We start from the raw sequence: 20,018 nt of genomic DNA on the forward strand, positions 1-20,018 counted from the left end.
CCATGACCGAGCGATCGAGTGCGCACCCTTCGCTGCACAGACAAAAGTTGCGAATCGAGGTGACGCAAAGCGTTTCGCAGCATGCGTGCGCTTCGATGCGCCATGGGCCATCGACACGAATGCGCCATTCATCGGACGACGTTGTCGGACGGATCGCGCGAACGACCGGAGGTTTGTCCGTGTCGCGTTCGCCCGGCGATGCAGCGCTCGTAGCAGTTGTGAAACATTCCGTTACGCACCGCATGTACACCATGTGTTCCGCGCGAACCGAGCCCGGTCGCAGGACGGCTGGTTTGATTATTGCTGTATTGGAAGAGACGTGAAGAACGGACGTGACGCTCGACGCTGCGGGGAACGACTCATGACGTGACTGATCAAGTGCAACGGGACACCGGTTGTACGACGATTCGCGTGGCGGAGACCACGCGGACAGGACGGCGCGCTCGCCCGCGACACCACTACGTGTTGACCGCGTGCGAGTACGGGAGGCGCCGTCCGAATACATGCTTCGCGCCGCAAGCAGGGTCGATCAGCGCGAAGTGGCTAAACGAGGATGACGATGAAAAAGATCTTGCTTGCGTTCGGGACTCGGCCTGAGGCCATCAAGATGGCGCCGCTGGTGCGTGCGCTGAAGACGCAAACAGATGTGGACGTCAGGGTATGCGTGACCGCGCAGCATCGGGAAATGCTCGATCAGGTGCTGACGCTGTTCGACATCAAGCCCGACTACGATCTCAACCTGATGCGGCAAGGTCAGACGCTGACCGACGTGACGACCGGCATTCTTCAGGAGATCGGCATGGTCTTCGACGAATTGCGTCCGGACGTCGTGCTGGTGCACGGCGATACGACGACCACACTCGCGGTCAGTCTCGCGGCGTTCTACCGCTATCTGCCGGTCGGGCACGTGGAGGCCGGTTTGCGTAGCGGCGATGTCTGGTCGCCGTGGCCGGAGGAGTTGAATCGCCGCGTGACCGATGCCGTATCGTCGTGGCATTTCGCACCGACCGTGAGGGCACGGGACAACCTTCTCAGCGAGGGCGTGCCGGGAGGCGCCGTCGTGCTGACCGGCAATACGGTGATCGATGCGTTGCACGAGGTCAAACGCATGCTGGACCACACCACCGCGCTGACCGAAAAGGTTGCCTGGAATTTTCCGTTTCTCGAACCGCAGCGTCGTGTCGTGCTGATTACCGGCCATCGCCGCGAGAGCTTCGGCGAGCCGTTCCGGAATTTCTGCGGGGCGTTGAGCACGCTCGCAAATCGTTATCGCGACGCGCAGTTCGTCTATCCGCTGCACATGAATCCGAACGTGCGAGAGCCGGCGCGCGCACTGCTCGGCGGCGTGCCGAATATTTACCTGATCGAACCGCAGGAGTATCTGTCGTTCGTATTCCTGATGTCGCGCGCGCATTTCATCATCACCGATTCGGGCGGCATCCAGGAGGAAGGGCCGGCGCTGGGCAAACCGGTGCTCGTCACGCGTGATACGACCGAGCGGCCCGAGGCGATCCAGGCCGGCACCGCACGACTCGTCGGCACCGATCAGGAGCGGATCGTCAGGGAGGCGTCCAGGCTGTTCGACAGCGACAGCGCCTACGAGGAAATGGCGCGCGCGAACAATCCGTATGGCGACGGCCATGCGAGCGAGCGGATCGTTCACGCGCTGATGCGTACGCCGGGCGCGAGCACGAGGACGACGAGCTTTTCGATGGGCGCGGCGGAGATGCCGCATAACGCGCTCACGCTGGGGTTGCAGGCGTTGCGGTCGCGATGAACGTGGTGGCGCGGTAGCGGCCGAATCGTTCGGTGTCGTCGCGCGAGGGACCGGTCCGGCCGAAAGGCCGGACATTCGTATTTGCGCGACCGTAGCGCGCCAGAGCGAATCTCCTCGCGAACTCAACATTGCCGTCGTGGAATGTCCGTTTCCCTGTGTCGTGCCACGCACGGATAAGCCTGGGAATACCTGCTCCACATCCTCCTGAAATCACATCGAAGCCCGTCGCGTCGCGCTGCTCCGCGGCGCTTCAATTGACCGCCGACTTCCTTCCCCAATTGCCTGAAACTCCAGAATCGCCGCAATCCGACGACAAATCGCAAATGGTTCGATAATGCGAGCGGCGATCCATGCGGACGAGCGGCTGGCCGGGATGTCGTTGCAATGTTGCGCAGGCAACCGGCTGGCCACATCGTTTGCTGCATCCGCCCGATCGTGTTTGCAGGCGACACGGTCCACGAAACGGCGCCACGCCTACCTGGTCGTTCGGAATGTGCGCCGCGCCGTTCGAATCCCCACTCGATGCCTGCCCGGTGCGGGCGTCGCAACCAGGAGGTGAACGATGATCACGCTGACCGTCAACGGTAGCGAGCTGCATTTCGACGGCAATCCCGACCTGCCGTTGCTCTGGTATCTGCGCGACGTCCTCGGCCACACCGGCACCAAGTTCGGCTGCGGCATGGCGCTGTGCGGCGCGTGCACCGTGCATCTCGACGGCGTCGCGATCCGGTCGTGCATTACGCCGGTCGCGGCCGCTTCCGGCAAGCGCGTGACGACGATCGAGGGGCTGTCGACGGACCTGACTCATCCGCTGCAGCAGGCATGGCAGGAACTGAACGTCGCGCAGTGCGGCTACTGTCAGTCCGGACAGATCATGCAGGCCGCGTCGCTACTGAAGACGAACCCCCATCCGACCGACGCCGACATCGACGATGCGATGTCCGGCAACATCTGCCGCTGCGGCACCTATACGCGCATTCGCGCGGCGATCCGGCTGGCGGTGCGCCGCGGAGGTGCCGCATGAGCTCGCCCGAACTCTCCGTCCACAACGAAAGCCGTCGCGCGTTGCTGCTCGGCTTCGCGTCCGGCGGGCTGCTGCTCGCATTCGGCGTGCCGTCGCTCGCGCACGCGGCCTCACCGATGCAGCCGCCCGTCAGCGCGAATCCGCAGTATGGCGGCGCGGGGATGCCGCACGGGCTGCGCGACGATCCGCATCTGTTCGTTGCGATCGCACCGGACGGCACCGTCACCGTGACCTGCATCCGCTCGGAGATGGGGCAGGGCGTGCGCACGAGCGTCGCGCTGGTGGTGGCGGACGAACTGGGTGCGGACTGGGCGCGCGTGAAGGTCGCCCAGGCCGTCGGCGACGAGCCGCGCTACGGCAACCAGAACACCGATGGCTCGCGCAGCCTGCGCCAGAGCTTCGCCGCGCTGCGTCGCGCGGGCGCGGCCGCGCGCACGATGCTCGAGCAGGCCGCTGCCGCGGCGTGGGGCGTCGACGCACGCCAGGTCAAGGCGACGGTGCACGAGGTCGTCGATACGAAGAGTGGGCGCAAGCTCGGCTTCGGCGAGCTTGCGGCAAAAGCGGCCGCGCTGCCGGCGCCGGATCCGGCAACCGTGGTGCTGAAAGCGCCAGCCGAATTCCGCTATATCGGCAAGGGCGAAACGGCGCTGATCGACGGGCGCGACATCGTCGGCGGCCGCGCGCACTACGGGATCGACACACGGCTCGACGGCATGCTGTATGCGGTCGTCGCGCGGCCGCCGGCCTATGGCGATACGGTGGCGTCGTTCGACGCATCGGCCGCCGAGAAGCTGCCGGGCGTCGTCAAGGTCGTGCAGCTCGCGTCGACGCCGCTGCCGTCCGGCTTCCAGCCGCTCGGCGGCGTGGCCGTCGTCGCGCGCGACACGTGGACGGCCATCCAGGGGCGTGCGCAGTTGAAGATCGACTGGAAGCGCGGGCCCAATGCGGGTTACGACTCGGCCGCGTACCGGAAGACGCTCGAAGCGGCCGCCGCGCAACCGGGCGACGTGATCCGCAACGACGGCGACACGGCGGCGGCACTCGCCGGCGCCGCGAAACGCGTGCGCGCGACGTACTACATTCCGCATCTCGCACACGCGACGATGGAGCCGCCTGCGGCTGTCGCGCGCGTGGCCGACGGCCGCTGCGAAGTGTGGACCTGCACGCAGGCGCCGCAGACCACGCGTGACGAGCTCGCGAAGGCGCTCGGACTGCCGACGGAGCGCGTGACGGTCAACGTGACGCTGCTCGGCGGCGGGTTCGGCCGCAAATCGAAGCCCGACTACGTGGTCGAGGCGGCGCTGCTGTCGAAGGCGGTGGGCGCGCCCGTCAAGCTGACGTTCACGCGCGAGGACGACATCGCGCACGACTATTTCCACGCCGTGTCGCTCGAAGCGTTCGACGGCGGGATCGATGCGTCGGGGAAAGTGGTTGCGTGGCAGCATCGCACGGTCGCGCCGTCGATCCAGTCGACTTTCCGGGCCGGTGTCGTGCACGAGCAGCCGGGCGAGCTCGCGCAAGGGATAGCGGACCTGCCGTTCGCGATTCCGAACGTACGGATCGAGAATCCGGCCACCGAAGCGCACACGCGGATCGGCTGGTTCCGCTCGGTCTACAACATTCCGCACGCGTTCGGGATTCAGAGCTTCGTATCGGAGCTGGCGCACGCGGCCGGCCGTGACCCGAAGGATTTCCTGCTCGAGCTGATCGGGCCCGCGCGTCGTTTCGAGCCGCACATCACGGTGAAGAACGTGAACTACGGCGAGGACCCCGCGCTGTATCCGGTCGATACCGGGCGACTGCGGCGCGTGGTCGAGACGGTCGCGCGCGAGGCCGGCTGGGGGCGCAAGCTGCCGAAGGGGCACGGGCTCGGGATCGCCGCGCATCGCAGCTTCGTGTCGTACACGGCGGCGGTGTGCGAGGTGCAGGTCGGCGCGGACGGCAGGATCTCGGTGCCGCGCGTCGACATCGCGATCGACTGCGGGCCGCAGGTCAATCCGGAACGCGTGCGCTCGCAGCTCGAGGGCGCGGTGGTGATGGGGCTCGGCATCGCGCTGCACGGCGAGATCACGTTCAAGGACGGCCATCCGGAACAGAGCAACTTCAACGGCTTCCAGGTGCTGAGGATGAACGAGGCGCCGCGCGAAATCCGCGTGCATCTGGTCGCGCCGGACGACTTTGCGACGCCGCTCGGCGGCGTGGGCGAGCCGGGCCTACCGCCCGTCGCGCCCGCGCTGACCAACGCGATCTTCGCGGCGACGGGCACGCGCATCCGCAGCCTGCCGGTCGCTGACCAACTCTCGAAGCCGCAGGCGGGTTGACGCAATATCCCCACGCCGGGCCGCATCGTGCGGCCCGGCACGCAAATCCCTGAACAAGGAGTGTCGACGTGGCCTCATCCGATGTCAGCCTGAAGCAGTCAGTTTCTTCCGCCGAATGGGATGCGCGAGTCAACCTGGCGGCGGCCTATCGCCTCACCGCGCTGTTCGGCTGGGACGATCTCGTGTTCACCCACATTTCCGCGCGCGTGCCCGGCCCGGAGCACCACTTCCTGATCAACCCGTACGGAATGATGTTCGACGAGATCACGGCGTCGTCGCTGGTCAAGGTGGATCTCGAAGGACGCAAGGTGTCCGACTCACCATACGAGATCAATCCGGCCGGCTTCACGATTCACAGCGCGGTGCATGCGGCCCGCGACGATGCGCTGTGCGTGATGCATACGCATTCGATCAACGGCGTGGCCGTGTCGGCGCAGGAAGGGGGCTTGCTGCCGCTGTCACAGCAATCGCTCGGCGTACTGGCATCGCTCGGTTACCACGACTACGAAGGCATCGCGCTCAACGAGGGCGAGAAATCGCGCCTCGTGCAAGACCTGGGCAGTAACACGAACCTGATGCTGCGCAACCACGGGCTGTTGACCGTCGGCGCCACGCCTGCCGATGCGTTCGTCGCGATGTACTTCTTCGAAGCGGCGTGCATGATCCAGGTCCGCGCGCAGGCCGGCGGCTCGACGCTGTTGCCGATCGCGCAACCGATTCTCGACGGCATCAAACAGCAGATCGCCGCGGTGACGCGCGGGATGGGCGCCGGGGCGCTCGTCTGGCCCGGATTGCTGCGCCGGCTCGATCGGCGCAATCCGGGGTACGCGGCGTAACGTGTCCGTCGTTGTTGTTTTAGAACGACCGTGCTAAATTCGTGCCGGCAGTTTCAATCGCGGTTCCATTCAATCGGCTGACAAGGCCGGCACCCCGGGAGACAGCACGATGAGCCTGTTGATGTCGCGACGCGATCTCGCGTTCCTGTTGTACGACTGGCTCGATGCCGAAGCGCTCGTCGCGCTGCCGCGCTACGCGGAGCACAGTCGCGAGACCTTCGATGCGGTGCTCGACACCAGCGAGCGGATCGCCGAAGAACTGTTCGCGCCGCACGCCGCGCGCGGTGACCGCGAGGAGCCGCATTTCGACGGCGAGCGCGTGACGCTGATTCCGGAAGTCGAACCGGCCGTGCGGGCTTTTGCGGACGCCGGGCTGATCGCCGCGGGCCACGATGAAACGCTCGGCGGCATGCGCTTGCCGAAGCTGGTCGAAGCCGCGTCGTTCCTGTACTTCCAGGCCGCGAACATCGCGACCGCCGCTTATCCGTTCCTCGCCGTTGCCAATGCAAACCTGCTCGTCGCGCATGGCAGTCCCGCACAGATCGACGCGTTCGCGCGCCCGGAACTGGACGGGCGCTTCCTCGGCACGATGTGCCTGTCCGAACCGCAAGCCGGCTCGTCGCTGTCCGACATCACGACGCGCGCGGATGCCGACGGCGACTCGCCGCTCGGCCCGCGCTACCGGCTGACCGGCAACAAGATGTGGATTTCCGGCGGCGAGCACGAACTGACGGAGAACATCGTCCACCTCGTGCTCGCGAAGATTCCCGACGAACACGGGCGACTGCCGACCGGCACGCGCGGCATCTCGCTGTTCATCGTGCCCAAGTACCTGCCGGCCGATGACGGCGCGCGCGGCGAGCACAACGACGTCGTGCTTGCCGGGTTGAACCACAAGATGGGCTATCGCGGCACGACCAACTGCCTGCTGAACTTCGGCGAAGGCACGCGTTATCGTCCGGAAGGGCGTGCGGGCGCCATCGGCTACCTGGTCGGCCAGCCGAACCACGGCCTGGCTTACATGTTCCACATGATGAACGAGGCGCGCATCGGTGTCGGCGCGGGCGCGGTGGCGCTCGGCTACACCGGTTATCTGCACGCGCTCGACTATGCACGCAACCGGCCGCAGGGGCGTCCGCTCGGACCGGCCGGCAAGGACGCGGCCGCGCCGCAGGCGCCGATCGTCGCGCATCCGGACGTGCGGCGGATGCTGCTTGCGCAGAAGGCCTATGTCGAAGGCGGCCTCGCGTTGATCCTGTACTGCTCGAAGCTGGTCGACGAGGGGCGCGCGCACGACGACGCAGAGGTGCGTGCCAACGCCGCGTGCCTGCTCGACATCCTGACGCCGATCGCGAAAAGCTGGCCGTCGCAGTGGTGTCTCGCCGCGAACGACCTCGCGATCCAGGTGCACGGCGGCTACGGCTACACGCGCGACTACGCGGTCGAACGGTTCTATCGCGACAATCGACTCAATCCGATTCACGAAGGCACGCACGGCATCCAGGCGCTCGACCTGCTGGGCCGCAAGGTCGCGCAGGACGACGGCGCATTGCTGCGCGCGCTCGACGCGCGTATCGGCGCGACCGTCGAACGCGCACGGGCGCTGGATGCCGACATGCGCGAGCAGGCCGATGCGCTGGCGCAACGCTGGGCGCGGCTGTGCGACGTCACGCGACAGCTGGGCGCGATCGGCGATCCGCAGCAGCGGCTCGCGAATGCGAGCGTCTATCTGGAAGCGTTCGGCCATCTCGTCGTCGCGTGGCTGTGGCTCGACGTGACGCTCGCCGCGCACGGGCATGACGGCGATTTCCACGACGGCAAGCGTGCGGCGGCCCGTTACTTCTTCCGCTGGGAATTGCCGAAGGTGGATGCGCAACTCGATCTGCTGTCGAGCGTCGACACGACGACGCTCGACATGCGCGACGCGTGGTTCTGAACGTCGCTGCTTCAATATTCCGGAATGCTGACGATGTGGTGGATGCCGATCCTGCCGGCCGCCGCGTATTCGTCGTGACCCGGCCGTGCGGGTGTGTCCCGCAGGCCGAACCGATCCGCGGCCACGCCGCGCAAGGAGAGAGAAGAGCATGAAAGCCCTGTTGTGTACCGCATTCGGCCCGATCGACCGCCTGCGTATCGAGGACGTGGCGATTCCGGAGCCGGCCGCGGGCCAGGTCCGGATTCAGGTGAAGGCGGCGTCGCTCAATTTCCCCGACGCGCTGATCGTCCAGGGGTTGTATCAGGTGAAGCCGGCGCTGCCGTTCTCGCCGGGCGCGGAGTTTGCCGGCGTGATCGATGCGGTCGGCGAAGGCGTCGCCAACTGGCGGCCCGGCGATTCCGTGGTCGCGTTCACCGGGCACGGCGGGTTCGCGGAACAGTGCGTGGCCGACGTGCACCAGATCGCCGCGCTGCCGCCGGGCATGACGTTCGAGCAGGGCGCGGCGCTCGTGCTCGCTTACGGCACGTCGCTGCACGCATTGCAGCAGCGCGCGCGCCTGCAGCAGGGCGAGACGCTGCTCGTGCTCGGCGCGGCGGGCGGGGTCGGGCTCGCCGCGATCGAGATCGCGCAGGCGCTCGGCGCGCGCGTGATCGCGGCGGCGTCGAGCGCCGACAAGCTCGCGCTGTGCCGCGAAGCGGGCGCGGACGAGACGATCGACTATGCGACCGAAGACCTGCGCCGCCGCGTGGACGAACTGACCGGCGGGCGCGGCGCCGACGTCGTCTACGATCCGGTGGGCGGCGCCTACAGCGAGGCGGCCTTGCGCGCGACCGCGTGGCGCGGCCGGTTCCTCGTGGTCGGCTTCGCGGCCGGCGAGATCCCGAAGATCGCGTTGAATCTGGCGCTGCTCAAGGAGCGCGACATACTCGGCGTGTTCTGGGGCGACGCGGTGCGCCGCGATCCCGAGCAGCATGTCGCGAACATGCGTCTGCTCGCCGAATGGTTCGCGGCCGGCAAGGTACGGCCCGCGATCACCGAGCGCGTGTCGCTGGCCGGCGCGGCCGACGCGATCGCGCGGATCGCGAACCGGCAGGTGAAGGGCAAGGTGGTGATCCTGCCGGACGCATGATCCGGACCCGGCGCGCGTCATCGCGCTGCGTGTGCGGCCGTGCCGGCGGCCGCTACGCGATCCGGTTCAGTTCGTCGAAGCCCGCGACGAGCGCGTCGAGCAGATGGCGAACGGCGGGCACCATGCCGCGGCGCGTCGGGAAGATCGCGTGGACCAGCGCCGTCGGTGCCGACAGCGCGGGCAGCAGGTGGAGCAGCCGGCCGGCCTGAAGGTCGGCGCTCACCAGTTCGCGCGGCAATTCGGCGACGCCGATGCCGCCGAGCGCCGCAAGCCGCAGACTCCCCAGATCGTCGGTGGCCAGTCGCGGCCGATGCGCGAAAGAGATGGCCCGCCCGTCGCCGTCGGCCAGACTCCACACGTACTTGTCGCCGCTACTGGCCGTTGAAACCGTCGGCCAGTCCTTCAGGCTGTCGATCGACTCGGGTGCCGGAAAACGTGCGGCCAATGCCGGGCTGGCGACGAGAATCCGGAACGACAGCCCCAGCTGCCGAACCGCGAGATCGGTGTTCTCCAGCGGCGGAACCCGGACCCGGATCGCGAAATCCAGGCCTTCCTCGACCACATCCACGCGCCGGTTGGTCGCATCGAGCAGCACCTGAACCTGCGGATTGTTCTCGATGTAGCGCGCCAGCATCTCCGCGACACCGGAACTCAGCAGCCCGACCGGGCAACTGATGCGCACGGTGCCCTGCGGCTGCGTCCGCGTGCGATCCACGATGTCCTTCGCGGCCTTCGATTCCGCGACCAGCGCGACGCAATGCTGATGGAACTGCCGCCCGGTTTCCGTCAGCGACAGGCTGCGGCTCGTGCGATTGAGCAGGCGCACGCCGAGTTCCTCCTCGAGCGCGCGAATGCGCCGGCTGAGCTTCGAGGTTTGCGCGCCGAGGCTGCGGGCGGCGGCCGTGAAGCTCCCGTGTTCCACCACTTCCGCAAAGAGCCGCAGATCGTTCAGGTCGGCGATGGGGTTCATGGCGACGGCTCCGTTCGATGAGATCGTTCTATTCGGAGCAATGATACGTTGCGATTCAGGAGATATGCGAGCGATCTTTGCGAATTTAGCATTCGTCCAACGTTCGGTGCTTCGCAGATTCCGGTGAGGCGCCGCCAGGCAACCGCCCGTCGTTCGGGCACCAGGAAACAGGAGGCGGACATGCTGACTCATCGACGCTGGGCATCACTGGATGCGGCGAACCATGGCTGGCTGCGTGCGAAATACCATTTCGCGGTCACGGCCGAGGGCACGCCGGAGCACGCGCCGCTCGGACCGTTGATCGTCTGGAACGACGACGAGATCGCCGTCGGCAGCGGGTTCCCGATGCACGGGCACCGCGACGTGGAAATCATCACGTACGTGCGGCAAGGCGTGCTCGGCCATCGCGACACGTTGGGATCCGAAGGAACGATCAGCGCGGGCAACGTGCAGGTCATGAGTGCGGGAACGGGCATCCGTCATGCCGAGTTCAACCGGGGCGACATGCCGCTCAAGCTCTATCAGATCTGGCTGCTGCCGCGCACGAACGGCGGGGCGCCCGGGTGGGACACGAAGCAGTTTCCGAAAGGCGACCGGTCCGGACGTTTCGTCGTGCTGGCGAGCGGCTTCGCCGGCGACGACGGCGCGCTGCCGATCCGTGCCGACGCACGGGTGCTCGGCGCGACGCTGAAGGCGGGCGAGCAGGTTCGGCAAGTACTGGGCGCATCGCGCCGCGCGTATCTCGTCGCGGCTTCGGGGCGCATCGAAGTGAACGGAGAACGCGTGGGGCCGCTGGACGGCGTCGCGATCACGAACGAGGCCGCGCTCGAGATTGTCGCGGTCGAAGATTCTGAGCTGGTGATGGTGGACGCCGGCTGAGTGCCTTTATTTCCCAGTCCACCGAATCATTTCATTTCAGGAGTTCATCATGGATCGTTACAAGTATCTTCCGCTTCTCGGCCGCATTCTGATCGGCGCGCCGTTTCTGATGAGCGGGCTGAGCAAGCTCGCCGCGCATGCGACAACCGTCGGCTACATCGCGTCCGTCGGCCTGCCGGCGCCGTCGCTCGCTTTTGTGGTCGCGGTGCTGGTCGAGGCGGGCGGCGGCCTGCTGCTGATGTCGGGTTATCGGGCCCGTCCGGTGGCGCTGGCGATGGCGCTGTTCAGTCTGGTGACCGCGGTGTTCTTCCATCACAACTTCGCCGACCAGAACCAGATGATTCACTTTTTGAAGAACGTGATGATGGCCGGCGGCCTGCTGCAGATCGCGTACTTCGGCGCGGGCGCGTTCAGCCTCGACGCACGGATCGGGCGCACCGCGTTGCGTATCGCACCGGCGGCGTGAGCCGAACGGGCCGATCCTCCGGGGCGACCAGGCGCGTGACAGGCCCGGCCGTCTCGTCAGGACCACCGCACGGTCGTTCCGACTTTCATTCCGTCACACCACACGGCGTGCGTCAGCCGGCGCGCGTTGATACCGTCGCGACTTCCTCGCGACCATCGTTAGGAGTTCGTCATGTCTAAAGTTCTCGTGCTGTATTACTCGTCATACGGTCATATCGAGGCGCTCGCGGATGCGATGGCCGAAGGCGCCCGCTCGGCGGGTGCCACGGTCGACGTCAAGCGGGTGCCGGAAACGGTGCCGGAGGCCGTTGCCCAGGCCGCGCACTTCAAGCTCGCCCAGCAGGCGCCGGTTGCGACGGTGGCCGAACTGGCCAACTACGACGCGATCATCGTCGGCACGCCGACGCGCTTCGGCCGCATTTCGTCGCAGATGGCGGCGTTCCTGGATCAGGCCGGCGGCCTGTGGATGAGCGGCGCGCTGAACGGCAAGGTCGGCGGCGCGTTCACGTCGAGCGCGAGCCAGCACGGCGGCCAGGAAACCACGCTGTTCTCGATCATCACCAACCTGCTGCATTTCGGCATGACGATCGTCGGGCTGCCGTACACCCACCAGGGGCAAATGACGCTCGACGAAATCGTCGGCGGCGCGCCGTATGGCGCGACCACGATCGCGGGCGGGCAGGGGCAGCGCCTGCCGAGCGAGATCGAGCTGGCCGGTGCGCGCCATCAGGGCGAACTGATCGCACGGACCGCGAACAAGCTGTTCGCCTGAACGTCGGCCGCCCCGCGCGGTTTGGCGGGGGCAGCCGTACGCGATGACTTTCCGAATCAGAAGGACTGGCGATGAACAACGTTTCGAACGAAGGCGGGCCGAGCGAGCACGTCGTGATGCATCCGCTCGATCCGGACGATGCGGCGGTCGTTGCCGCGATGCGGGCCGGCATGCGTGCGATGAAGGGGGCGCGGCTGGGCATTGAAGCGCGTGACGCGTTCGATGCGGCGATGGAAAACGTGCAGCGCCGCGACGATGTCACGTTCGCGTTCGACACGGTCGGCGGCGTGCCGGGGTACTGGGTGTTTCCCGCGCATGTGCGCTCCGGCGACGCGCTGCTCCATCTGCATGCCGGCTGGTTCAACTTCGGGTCCGCGGCGGCGTTTCGCCATTCGGTCGCGCAACTGGCGGTGCGGGTCGGCGTCAGGGCCTTCATTCCGGACTATCGTCTGGCGCCCGAACATCCGTTTCCGGCCGCCATCGACGACGTGCTGGCCTGTTATCGCGGGCTCGCCGAAAAAGGCATTCGCCGGATCGCCGTCACCGGCGATTCGGCCGGCGGTGCGCTCGCGCTGGTGCTTGCGTCGCGGGTCGCGGCCGATGCGGTTTCGGTCTCGGCCTCGGCCTCGGTCACGGCCGATACGACGCTCGTGGGTGTCGCGGCATTGTCGCCGGTGACGGATCTGACGCTGTCGGGCGCGACCTACGACACGCGTGCCGACGCCGATCCGCTCTTCACGCGGGCGCAGGTGTCGGAACTGGTGCGTGCTTATCTCGGGGCAGCCGATCCGAAGCATCCGCTGGCGTCGCCGCTTTACGCGCGTGTCGCGGGCTTGCCCGCGGTGCGGATTCATGTCGGCGACGACGAAGTGCTGCTGGACGATTCGCGTCGCTGGGTCGAGCGCGCGGTCGCGGCCGGCGTGGATGCGCGGCTCGACGTGTGGCATGGGATGTCGCATGGATTTGCCGGCGGGATCGGCAAGCTGAAGGCATCCGCGCAGGCACTCGACGCGATTGGGCTGTTTCTCGTCGAACAGCTGCAAACCGGTGGCGGCGCGCGCGTCCGGCCGCGATCCGCAGCCTGAGTGCTACCGCGCGGGGTCGAGACGCGCGCGGGTCAATCCTTCGGCAGACGCAGCGTGTCGAGCGCATCCTGCGAGAACTCGACCCAGAACCGCTCGTTCGCGATGCCGGCCTGCAATACCAGGTGCTGAAGGCGCTTCGCGCGCGAATCGGCGCCTTCCGGGAAATCGCGCGCTTCGATCTGCAGATACAGGTCGAGCTTCTCCTGGTGGAGCGCGATGCGCCGCCTGATTTCTTCCTCGAGCCCCGCCGGGCCCAGCACCGCTTCCGCGCGCAGGCGCACCATCAGCGCTTCGCGCAGCGGCGTCGGATCTTCCGGTTCGGCGATCCAGCGCCGCAGTTCCTTCTTGCCGGCCGGCAGGATCCGGTACGCACGCTTGCGGCCGCGCCCCGATTCGGCGGGCAGCGATTCGATCCAGCCGGTTTCCTCGAGACGCCCCAGTTCGCGATAGATCTGCTGGTGCGTCGCCTGCCAGAAATAGCCGATCGAACGATCGAAGCGGTCGGCGAGTTCGGAGCCCGAACCGGGGCGTTCGGCGAGAGCGGTGAGGAGTGCGTGAGGCAGGGACATGTCGGGTCGGAAGCGGCGGCGGAATGAACCGCATCTTGCCATATCGGGGCCACAGTACAAGCGGGGAGTCTTGTTAGTGCAACATGTTGCATAAACAGAATCGGCGAGCTAATATTTCTGCAACTTGTTGCATTAACAGGAGCCGACCGATGACCCGCTATCCGCATTTGACGACCCCGCTCGAACTCGGCTTCACGTCGCTCAGGAACCGCGTACTGATGGGGTCGATGCACGTCGGCCTCGAGGAAGCGCCGAACGGCTTCGAGCGGATGGCGGCGTTTTATGCAGAGCGCGCGCGCGGCGAGGCCGGTTTGATCGTTACGGGCGGCTTCGCGCCGAACGAGCGCGGTCGTCCGGCGCCGGGCGGCGCGATGCTGACGACCGAAGCGGACGCCGAGCGCCATCGCGTCGTGACGCGCGCGGTGCAGGCGGAGGGCGGCAAGATCGCGCTGCAGATCCTGCATTTCGGGCGTTATGCGTATCACCCGGCGCTCGCGGCGCCCAGCGCGCTGAAGGCGCCGATCAACCCGTTCACGCCGCATGCGTTGAGCAGCGACGAAGTCGACGAGACGATCGCCGATTTCGTGCGATGCGCGGCGCTTGCGCAACACGCGGGTTACGACGGCGTCGAGATCATGGGGTCCGAAGGCTACCTGATCAACGAATTCATCGCCGCGCGCACGAACCATCGCGACGACGCGTGGGGCGGCGCGTACGAGAACCGCATCCGCTTCGCGGTCGAGATCGTGCGGCGCGTGCGCGAGCGGGTCGGCACGAACTTCATCGTCATCTACCGGCTGTCGATGCTCGATCTCGTCGAAGGCGGTTCGACGCTCGACGAGGTGATCCGGCTCGCGCAGGCGATCGAGGCGGCCGGCGCGACGATCCTCAATACCGGCATCGGCTGGCACGAGGCGCGCATTCCGACCATCGCGACCAAGGTGCCGCGTGCCGCATACGCGTGGGTGACGCGGCAACTGATGGGCAAGGTCGGCATTCCGCTCGTCGCGACCAACCGGATCAATACGCCGGGAGTCGCAGAGCAACTGCTCGCCGACGGCTATTGCGACATGGTGTCGATGGCGCGGCCGTTCCTCGCCGATGCCGCGTTCGTCCGCAAGGCGCGGGAAGGGCGCGCGGACGAAATCAACACGTGTATCGGCTGCAATCAGGCGTGCCTCGACCACACGTTCAGCGGCCGGATCACGTCCTGTCTCGTGAATCCGCGCGCGTGCCATGAAACCGAGCTCGTGATCCAGCCCGCGCAGCAGCGCAAGCGGATCGCGGTGGTCGGCGCCGGGCCGGCGGGCCTCGGCTTCGCGGTCACGGCGGCCGAACGCGGTCACGCGGTGACGCTGTACGAAGCCGGCGCCGAGATCGGCGGCCAGTTCAATATCGCGAAGCAGGTGCCCGGCAAGGAAGAGTTCCACGAAACGTTGCGCTACTTCCGCCGGCAGATCGAACTGCGCGGCGTGACGCTTCACGTCAATACGCGCGCGACTGCCGAGATGCTGCTGCAGGGCGAATTTGACGAAGTGGTGATCGCGACCGGCATCGTGCCGCGCACGCCGCCGATCGACGGCGTTGGCCACGCGAAGACGCTCGGTTATCTCGACGTGCTGCGCGATCACAAGGCCGTGGGACGCAACGTTGCGATCGTCGGCGCGGGCGGAATCGGCTTCGACGTCGCGGAATTCCTCGTCCATCGCGACGACGGCGCGCGCATCGACGTCAACCGGTTTTTCGCCGAATGGGGCGTCGATCAATCGTACGCAAGGGCCGGCGGCTTGCGCAATGCGCAGCCCGAGCCGGCGGCGCGGCACGTGCATCTGCTGCAGCGCAAGGCGTCGAAGGTCGGCGACGGACTCGGCAAGACCACCGGGTGGATCCACCGCACTGCGCTGAAGGCACGCGGCGTCGGGATGTCGTCGGCGGTGACGTACCGGCGCATCGACGACGATGGATTGCACGTGACGATCGACGGCGTCGAGCAGACACTGCAAGTGGACAACGTGGTGATCTGCGCCGGGCAGGAGCCCTCGCGCGAACTGGCGGAGCAACTGCAGGCCGCCGGATGCAAGGTGCACCTGATCGGTGGCGCTGACGAAGCCGCCGAGCTCGATGCGAAGCGCGCGATTCACCAGGGCACGACGCTCGCCGCGGCCCTTTGAGACCGTTTCGTTCCTTTTCCGCCCGACGCTACAGGAGTCTTCGATGACGAATTCCCCGATGCATCTTCATCCCGCTGTCGCGACCTCGCTCGACACATGGCATGCGCTGATCGAACGCAAGGATCTTGGCGCGCTGGATTCGATCGTCCATCCGGACGCCGTGTTCCGTTCGCCGATGGCGTTCAAGCCGTACGGCCCGGCACCCGCGCTGCTGATGGCGCTGCGCACGGTGATCACGATCCTCGAGAATTTCACCTATCACCGCCAGTTCGTCGCCGACGACGGCAAGAACGTGGTGCTGGAGTTCAGCGCGAACGTCGGCGACAAGGCGCTGAAGGGGATCGACATGATTCGCTTCGGCGACGACGGGCGGATCGTCGAGTTCGAGGTCATGATCCGGCCGTTCAATGCACTGCAGGCGCTCGGCGCGGAAATGGGCGCGCGGCTCGGGCAGCAGCTTCCGGCGTTCAAGGTCGGCGGCTGAACCGGTCGGGTGCCGCGCGGCAACCGCTGTTCGATCAGCGCGCGAGCTGCGCGTGCGCGAGCCGGCCAAGGCGCCGGATGCCGTCCTCGATGCGTTTGTTCCACACGTGACCCGCGCTCAGGCGCAGGCAGTGGCGAAAGCGCCGGCTGGCGGAGAAGACGTCGCCCGGCGCGAAGCAGATGCCCTGTTCGAGCGCGGCGTCGAACAGCGCACGCGAATCGAAACGCTTCGGCAGTTCGAGCCAGAGCACGAAGCCGCCGGCCGGGCGGCTCACTTTGGTGTCGGCCGGAAAGCTGGCTTCGATCGTACGCGTCATCCGTGCCAGGTTCTCTTCGAACAATCGCCGGATACGGCGCAAATGCGCATCGTATGCGCCGCTCGCCAGGAAATCTGCCAGAGCGACCTGGAGCAGCGTGGGGCCGCAGAGGCTGAGCGCGAGCTTGCGTTCCATCACCTGTTGCGCACGGTCGCCCGCGGCGATCCAGCCGATCCGGTAACCGGGCGCGAGGCTCTTGGAGAACGAGCTGCAGTAGATCGTATTGGCGCCGCCGTCGAGTGCGATGAACGGCCTGGGCCGATCGCGCCCGAAGTGGATGTCGCCGTAGACGTCGTCTTCGATCAGCGGCACGCGATGCCGCGCCAGCAGCGCGAGCAGCGCGCGTTTGTCGTTTTCGGTCATCGTCGAGCCGAGCGGATTGCCGAAGCTCGACGACAGCACGCAGGCGGCGATCGGTTCCGATTCGAGCCGTTGCGCGAGCATGCCGACATCGACACCGCGCAGCGGGTCGGTCGGCAATTCCAGCGCCTTCATCCCCAACGCTTCCAGCGTGTGAAGCAAGCCGAAGTAAGTCGGCGATTCCACCGCAATCGTATCGCCGCGCTTCGCGACGGTATTCAATGCAAGCGTCAGCGCTTCGGTGCAGCCGTTCGTGACGAGGATGTCGTCGGCGGACAGCGGATGCCCGAAGCGCATGGCCCGCCTCGCGATTTCGCGGCGCAGCGCCGGTTCGCCGTATGGCGGGCAGTAGACGTTGTAGCGCATGCCGTGCTGACGCGCCGCGCGAGCGAGTGCGAGATCGAGCCGTTTCGATTGCAGCAGCGCCGTGTCGGGTACCGCGCAGCCGAGCGGCACGAGTGCCGAATTGGCGGCGTGTTCGAGCAACGCGGCGACCGCGCCGCTGATCGACACCGTCGACGCCTTCGCGCGTGAGCGCGACGCCGACGGCAACGCGAGCGACCCACCGCGTGCAGCCGCGACGTAAAAACCGGACTGCGGCCGCGACACGAGCACGCCGCGATCTTCGAGCAGACGGTAGGCCTGCAGCGCGGTGGAGACGCTGATGCGCTGCTGCTCGCTCACGGCGCGCACCGACGGCAGCCGCGCGCCGGGTGCGAGCGTGCCGTTGTCGATCATGCCGACGATGAGATCGGCCAGTTGCCTGTAACGGTACGGCGTATGCGTGTCCATGGGGCGCCTGCGACAGGGGAGTGGCCGATTATCGATCGTGCGCGGGCATCTCGCCAAGCAGAATTGTGTTGGTCCAATCGTCGGAAAATTGTGGCTGTTATGGTTTTCGTGCGAACGCTACGATGGCGCTGTTCCGGTCGGTTGACCAGCACAGCAAATTGAGGGGCAAGCGCATGCAAGCGACACAGACGCAATCCGGCGAATGGCGCGGACGATTTCCGTACAACGAAATCATCTCGCTGCTCGATGTGAATCGAACCTTCAACCTGGCGGAGAGCACGTCGCAAGACCTGACGGTCGGCGAGTTGCTGGATCTGGCCGGCGTCGAACCGGTTCGCAACCTGAAGCTCGGCTACAGCCAGTCGGCAGGCGCGGCCGCGCTGCGCGACGCGATTGCCGATACCTGCAACGTGCCGGCCGCGCAGATCGTGACGACGCAAGGCACCGCGCTCGGGCTGTTTCTGCTCGCCTACGAGCTATGCCGGCCCGGCGACGAGGCCGTGCTCGCGACGCCGTGCTTTCCGCCGAGTCGCGATTGCCTGGTCGGTGCCGGCGCGACGGTGCGCGAGGTGCGGCTGTCGTTCGAGAACGGTTATCGACTGGACCTCGCGCAGTTCGAAGCGAGCCTGTCGCCGAACACCCGGCTGGTCAGCATTGCGTCCCCGCAGAATCCCGGCGGCGTACAGGCGTCGCGCGCCGAGATCGACGGGCTGCTCGCGTTGATGGCGCGGCGGTGTCCGGACGCGATACTGTTCATCGACGAGACCTATCGCGAGGCGACCTATGGCGACGCCGCCGTGGCTGCCAGTTTCGCGGGTGTCGATTCACGCATCGTCACGGGCTCGTCGGTGTCGAAGGCACTGGGTGCGCCCGGGTTGCGGACCGGGTGGCTCACCGTGGCCGACGCGGGGCTTCGGGCGCGCTTGCTCGTGGCCAAGCTGAACACCGTGATCTCGGGTTCCGTGCTCGACGAAACGCTTGCCGCGACCTTGCTGCGCAACCGGGAGCGTGTGCTCGCACCCCGGCGCCGGCTGCTTGCCGATGCGCTCGACGTCGTGTCGGGCTGGTGCGAAGGCGAGCGCGGACGTGTCGAATGGGTACGGCCGGACGCCGGTGCGCTGTGCTGCGTGCGGCTGCGTGCAGATGCATTCGACGAGCAGGCCGTGGCGCGCTTCTGGCAAGTGCTGCCCGAGTACGATCTGCAACTGGCGTCCGGCACGTGGTTCGGCGAAAGCAGCCGCGTGTTCAGGCTGGGCTTCGGTTATCTTCCGCTGGAACGCCTGTCGCCGGCATTGTCGGCGCTGTCGCGGGCGATGGATGCGGCTGTGGCATGAACCGGGCCCCGGGCGGGCGGGGCGGACATCATTGAACGTCAGGAGTGACACGATGAAAGTGAGGATTGCGTATATCGAGGAGCCGCCGTTCTACTGGACGGGCGACGATGGCACCGTAACCGGCGCGGATATCGAGCTGGCCGAGGTGGTGCTGCGCGCGATCGGCGTGACGGAAATCGAGTATCACCCGACCTCGTTCGACGCACTGCTGCCGGGCGTGCAGGCCGGCCGCTGGGACATGAACGTGCCGATCTTCGTGACGGCCGAACGCGCGCAGCACGTTGCGTTCAGCGTGCCGGTGTGGGCGATCGGCGACGGGTTTCTGGTTCAGGCCGGCAATCCGAAGGCACTGACGAGCTACGCGGCCGTCGCGGCACGCGGCGATGCGCGGCTGGGGTGCGTGGCCGCGCAGGTGCAGATCGACTCGGCCCGGTCGGCAGGCGTGCGCGACGATCAGATCGTCGTGTTCAAGGATCAGCCCGACGCAGTCGCCGCGTTGCTCGCGGGGCAGATCGATGCGTATGCAAGCACGGCGATCGGGAACCGCGTTGTCGCGGGTGCGAACGAAGGCGTGGCAGCCGTCGCGCACGAGCGTGGCGCGGGTGCGGCGGCGCCGGCCGGTGCGTTCTCGTTTAGCAGGAACAACGATGCGCTCGTGCAGGCCGTGAATGGGAAGCTGCGCGAGTATCTCGGCTCGGCCGATCATCGCGAGCGGATGGCGAAGTACGGTTTTACGCGGGCGGAGATCGACGGCGTGGTGGCGGGCGGCGGCGCGCAGTCGTAGCGTTGCACGCAACG

The 20,018-nt window shown here is 67.0% G+C and carries 17 protein-coding genes; 14 read left to right on the forward strand and 3 right to left on the reverse strand.

The annotated features are described in order from the left end of the window. Positions 1 to 559: 559 nt before the first annotated feature. The 6 genes from wecB to ACN22W_RS06890 all read left to right on the forward strand — a co-directional run bounded on the left by wecB (position 560) and on the right by ACN22W_RS06890 (position 9,023). The gene (gene wecB / locus ACN22W_RS06865; protein ID WP_419686930.1) at positions 560 to 1,777 is read left to right on the forward strand and encodes a non-hydrolyzing UDP-N-acetylglucosamine 2-epimerase; all 1,218 of its coding nucleotides are present in this window, start codon (positions 560 to 562) and stop codon (positions 1,775 to 1,777) included. A 562-nt stretch (positions 1,778 to 2,339) separates the two neighbouring features. Further along, complete coding sequence (locus ACN22W_RS06870; protein WP_419686931.1) at positions 2,340 to 2,801, forward strand: (2Fe-2S)-binding protein; 462 nt, start codon at positions 2,340 to 2,342, stop codon at positions 2,799 to 2,801. Beyond that, positions 2,798 to 5,122, forward strand: coding sequence for a molybdopterin cofactor-binding domain-containing protein (locus ACN22W_RS06875; protein ID WP_419686933.1), 2,325 nt, complete (start codon positions 2,798 to 2,800; stop codon positions 5,120 to 5,122). Before ACN22W_RS06870 ends, ACN22W_RS06875 begins: the two co-directional genes overlap by 4 nt. A gap of 68 nt (positions 5,123 to 5,190) precedes the next feature. Then, positions 5,191 to 5,958: a class II aldolase/adducin family protein gene (locus ACN22W_RS06880; RefSeq protein WP_419686934.1), complete on the forward strand. Its 768-nt coding sequence runs from the start codon at positions 5,191 to 5,193 to the stop codon at positions 5,956 to 5,958. 109 nt (positions 5,959 to 6,067) lie between these two features. Beyond that, positions 6,068 to 7,894 carry an acyl-CoA dehydrogenase gene (locus ACN22W_RS06885; protein WP_419686936.1) on the forward strand — a complete coding sequence of 609 codons (1,827 nt, stop codon included), beginning with the start codon at positions 6,068 to 6,070 and terminating at the stop codon, positions 7,892 to 7,894. Positions 7,895 to 8,042: 148 nt separating this feature from the next. Next, positions 8,043 to 9,023, forward strand: coding sequence for an NADPH:quinone oxidoreductase family protein (locus tag ACN22W_RS06890; RefSeq protein WP_419686937.1), 981 nt, complete (start codon positions 8,043 to 8,045; stop codon positions 9,021 to 9,023). A gap of 52 nt (positions 9,024 to 9,075) precedes the next feature. On the opposite strand, the gene ACN22W_RS06895 is transcribed toward ACN22W_RS06890, so the two are convergent. Continuing rightward, the gene (locus tag ACN22W_RS06895; protein WP_419687381.1) at positions 9,076 to 9,993 is read right to left on the reverse strand and encodes a LysR substrate-binding domain-containing protein; all 918 of its coding nucleotides are present in this window, start codon (positions 9,991 to 9,993) and stop codon (positions 9,076 to 9,078) included. 180 nt (positions 9,994 to 10,173) lie between these two features. Between ACN22W_RS06895 and ACN22W_RS06900 the strand changes: the two genes are divergently transcribed. The 4 genes from ACN22W_RS06900 (at position 10,174) to ACN22W_RS06915 (ending at position 13,194) form a co-directional block, all read left to right on the forward strand. Then, on the forward strand, positions 10,174 to 10,872 hold the full coding sequence (locus tag ACN22W_RS06900) for a pirin family protein (protein WP_412022065.1): 699 nt from the start codon (positions 10,174 to 10,176) through the stop codon (positions 10,870 to 10,872). 49 nt (positions 10,873 to 10,921) lie between these two features. Beyond that, positions 10,922 to 11,338 carry a DoxX family protein gene (locus ACN22W_RS06905; RefSeq protein WP_122166525.1) on the forward strand — a complete coding sequence of 139 codons (417 nt, stop codon included), beginning with the start codon at positions 10,922 to 10,924 and terminating at the stop codon, positions 11,336 to 11,338. A 171-nt stretch (positions 11,339 to 11,509) separates the two neighbouring features. Next, a complete protein-coding gene (gene wrbA / locus ACN22W_RS06910) occupies positions 11,510 to 12,109 on the forward strand; it encodes an NAD(P)H:quinone oxidoreductase (protein ID WP_343491597.1) in 600 nt (199 codons plus the stop codon). 71 nt (positions 12,110 to 12,180) lie between these two features. Continuing rightward, positions 12,181 to 13,194: an alpha/beta hydrolase gene (locus ACN22W_RS06915; protein WP_419686939.1), complete on the forward strand. Its 1,014-nt coding sequence runs from the start codon at positions 12,181 to 12,183 to the stop codon at positions 13,192 to 13,194. 32 nt (positions 13,195 to 13,226) lie between these two features. On the opposite strand, the gene ACN22W_RS06920 is transcribed toward ACN22W_RS06915, so the two are convergent. Further along, positions 13,227 to 13,763, reverse strand: a complete 537-nt coding sequence (locus tag ACN22W_RS06920; RefSeq protein WP_048244274.1) for a PadR family transcriptional regulator — start codon at positions 13,761 to 13,763, stop codon at positions 13,227 to 13,229. A 149-nt stretch (positions 13,764 to 13,912) separates the two neighbouring features. Between ACN22W_RS06920 and ACN22W_RS06925 the strand changes: the two genes are divergently transcribed. Further along, complete coding sequence (locus tag ACN22W_RS06925; RefSeq protein ID WP_419686941.1) at positions 13,913 to 15,934, forward strand: FAD-dependent oxidoreductase; 2,022 nt, start codon at positions 13,913 to 13,915, stop codon at positions 15,932 to 15,934. 43 nt (positions 15,935 to 15,977) lie between these two features. Beyond that, a complete protein-coding gene (locus ACN22W_RS06930) occupies positions 15,978 to 16,418 on the forward strand; it encodes a nuclear transport factor 2 family protein (protein WP_419686943.1) in 441 nt (146 codons plus the stop codon). A gap of 34 nt (positions 16,419 to 16,452) precedes the next feature. On the opposite strand, the gene ACN22W_RS06935 is transcribed toward ACN22W_RS06930, so the two are convergent. Next, on the reverse strand, positions 16,453 to 17,886 hold the full coding sequence (locus ACN22W_RS06935; protein WP_419686944.1) for a PLP-dependent aminotransferase family protein: 1,434 nt from the start codon (positions 17,884 to 17,886) through the stop codon (positions 16,453 to 16,455). A 173-nt stretch (positions 17,887 to 18,059) separates the two neighbouring features. On the opposite strand from ACN22W_RS06935, the gene ACN22W_RS06940 reads away from it, so the two are divergent. Both ACN22W_RS06940 and ACN22W_RS06945 read left to right on the forward strand, forming a co-directional pair. Beyond that, positions 18,060 to 19,220 carry a pyridoxal phosphate-dependent aminotransferase gene (locus tag ACN22W_RS06940; protein ID WP_419686945.1) on the forward strand — a complete coding sequence of 387 codons (1,161 nt, stop codon included), beginning with the start codon at positions 18,060 to 18,062 and terminating at the stop codon, positions 19,218 to 19,220. A gap of 52 nt (positions 19,221 to 19,272) precedes the next feature. Then, positions 19,273 to 20,004: a transporter substrate-binding domain-containing protein gene (locus ACN22W_RS06945; RefSeq protein ID WP_419686947.1), complete on the forward strand. Its 732-nt coding sequence runs from the start codon at positions 19,273 to 19,275 to the stop codon at positions 20,002 to 20,004. Positions 20,005 to 20,018: the final 14 nt, after the last annotated feature.

It is taken from the genome of Burkholderia theae (assembly GCF_048565265.1).
In the GTDB taxonomy this organism is placed as follows: domain Bacteria; phylum Pseudomonadota; class Gammaproteobacteria; order Burkholderiales; family Burkholderiaceae; genus Burkholderia; species Burkholderia theae.

Coding starts and splice junctions, on each gene's coding strand:
- wecB (WP_419686930.1), top strand. CDS start 560: ATGAAAAAGATCTTGCTTGCGTTCGGGACTCGGCCTGAGGCCATCAAG.
- ACN22W_RS06870 (WP_419686931.1), top strand. CDS start 2,340: ATGATCACGCTGACCGTCAACGGTAGCGAGCTGCATTTCGACGGCAAT.
- ACN22W_RS06875 (WP_419686933.1), top strand. CDS start 2,798: ATGAGCTCGCCCGAACTCTCCGTCCACAACGAAAGCCGTCGCGCGTTG.
- ACN22W_RS06885 (WP_419686936.1), top strand. CDS start 6,068: ATGAGCCTGTTGATGTCGCGACGCGATCTCGCGTTCCTGTTGTACGAC.
- ACN22W_RS06890 (WP_419686937.1), top strand. CDS start 8,043: ATGAAAGCCCTGTTGTGTACCGCATTCGGCCCGATCGACCGCCTGCGT.
- ACN22W_RS06895 (WP_419687381.1), bottom strand. CDS start 9,993: ATGAACCCCATCGCCGACCTGAACGATCTGCGGCTCTTTGCGGAAGTG.
- ACN22W_RS06900 (WP_412022065.1), top strand. CDS start 10,174: ATGCTGACTCATCGACGCTGGGCATCACTGGATGCGGCGAACCATGGC.
- ACN22W_RS06905 (WP_122166525.1), top strand. CDS start 10,922: ATGGATCGTTACAAGTATCTTCCGCTTCTCGGCCGCATTCTGATCGGC.
- wrbA (WP_343491597.1), top strand. CDS start 11,510: ATGTCTAAAGTTCTCGTGCTGTATTACTCGTCATACGGTCATATCGAG.
- ACN22W_RS06915 (WP_419686939.1), top strand. CDS start 12,181: ATGAACAACGTTTCGAACGAAGGCGGGCCGAGCGAGCACGTCGTGATG.
- ACN22W_RS06920 (WP_048244274.1), bottom strand. CDS start 13,763: ATGTCCCTGCCTCACGCACTCCTCACCGCTCTCGCCGAACGCCCCGGT.
- ACN22W_RS06925 (WP_419686941.1), top strand. CDS start 13,913: ATGACCCGCTATCCGCATTTGACGACCCCGCTCGAACTCGGCTTCACG.
- ACN22W_RS06930 (WP_419686943.1), top strand. CDS start 15,978: ATGACGAATTCCCCGATGCATCTTCATCCCGCTGTCGCGACCTCGCTC.
- ACN22W_RS06935 (WP_419686944.1), bottom strand. CDS start 17,886: ATGGACACGCATACGCCGTACCGTTACAGGCAACTGGCCGATCTCATC.
- ACN22W_RS06940 (WP_419686945.1), top strand. CDS start 18,060: ATGCAAGCGACACAGACGCAATCCGGCGAATGGCGCGGACGATTTCCG.
- ACN22W_RS06945 (WP_419686947.1), top strand. CDS start 19,273: ATGAAAGTGAGGATTGCGTATATCGAGGAGCCGCCGTTCTACTGGACG.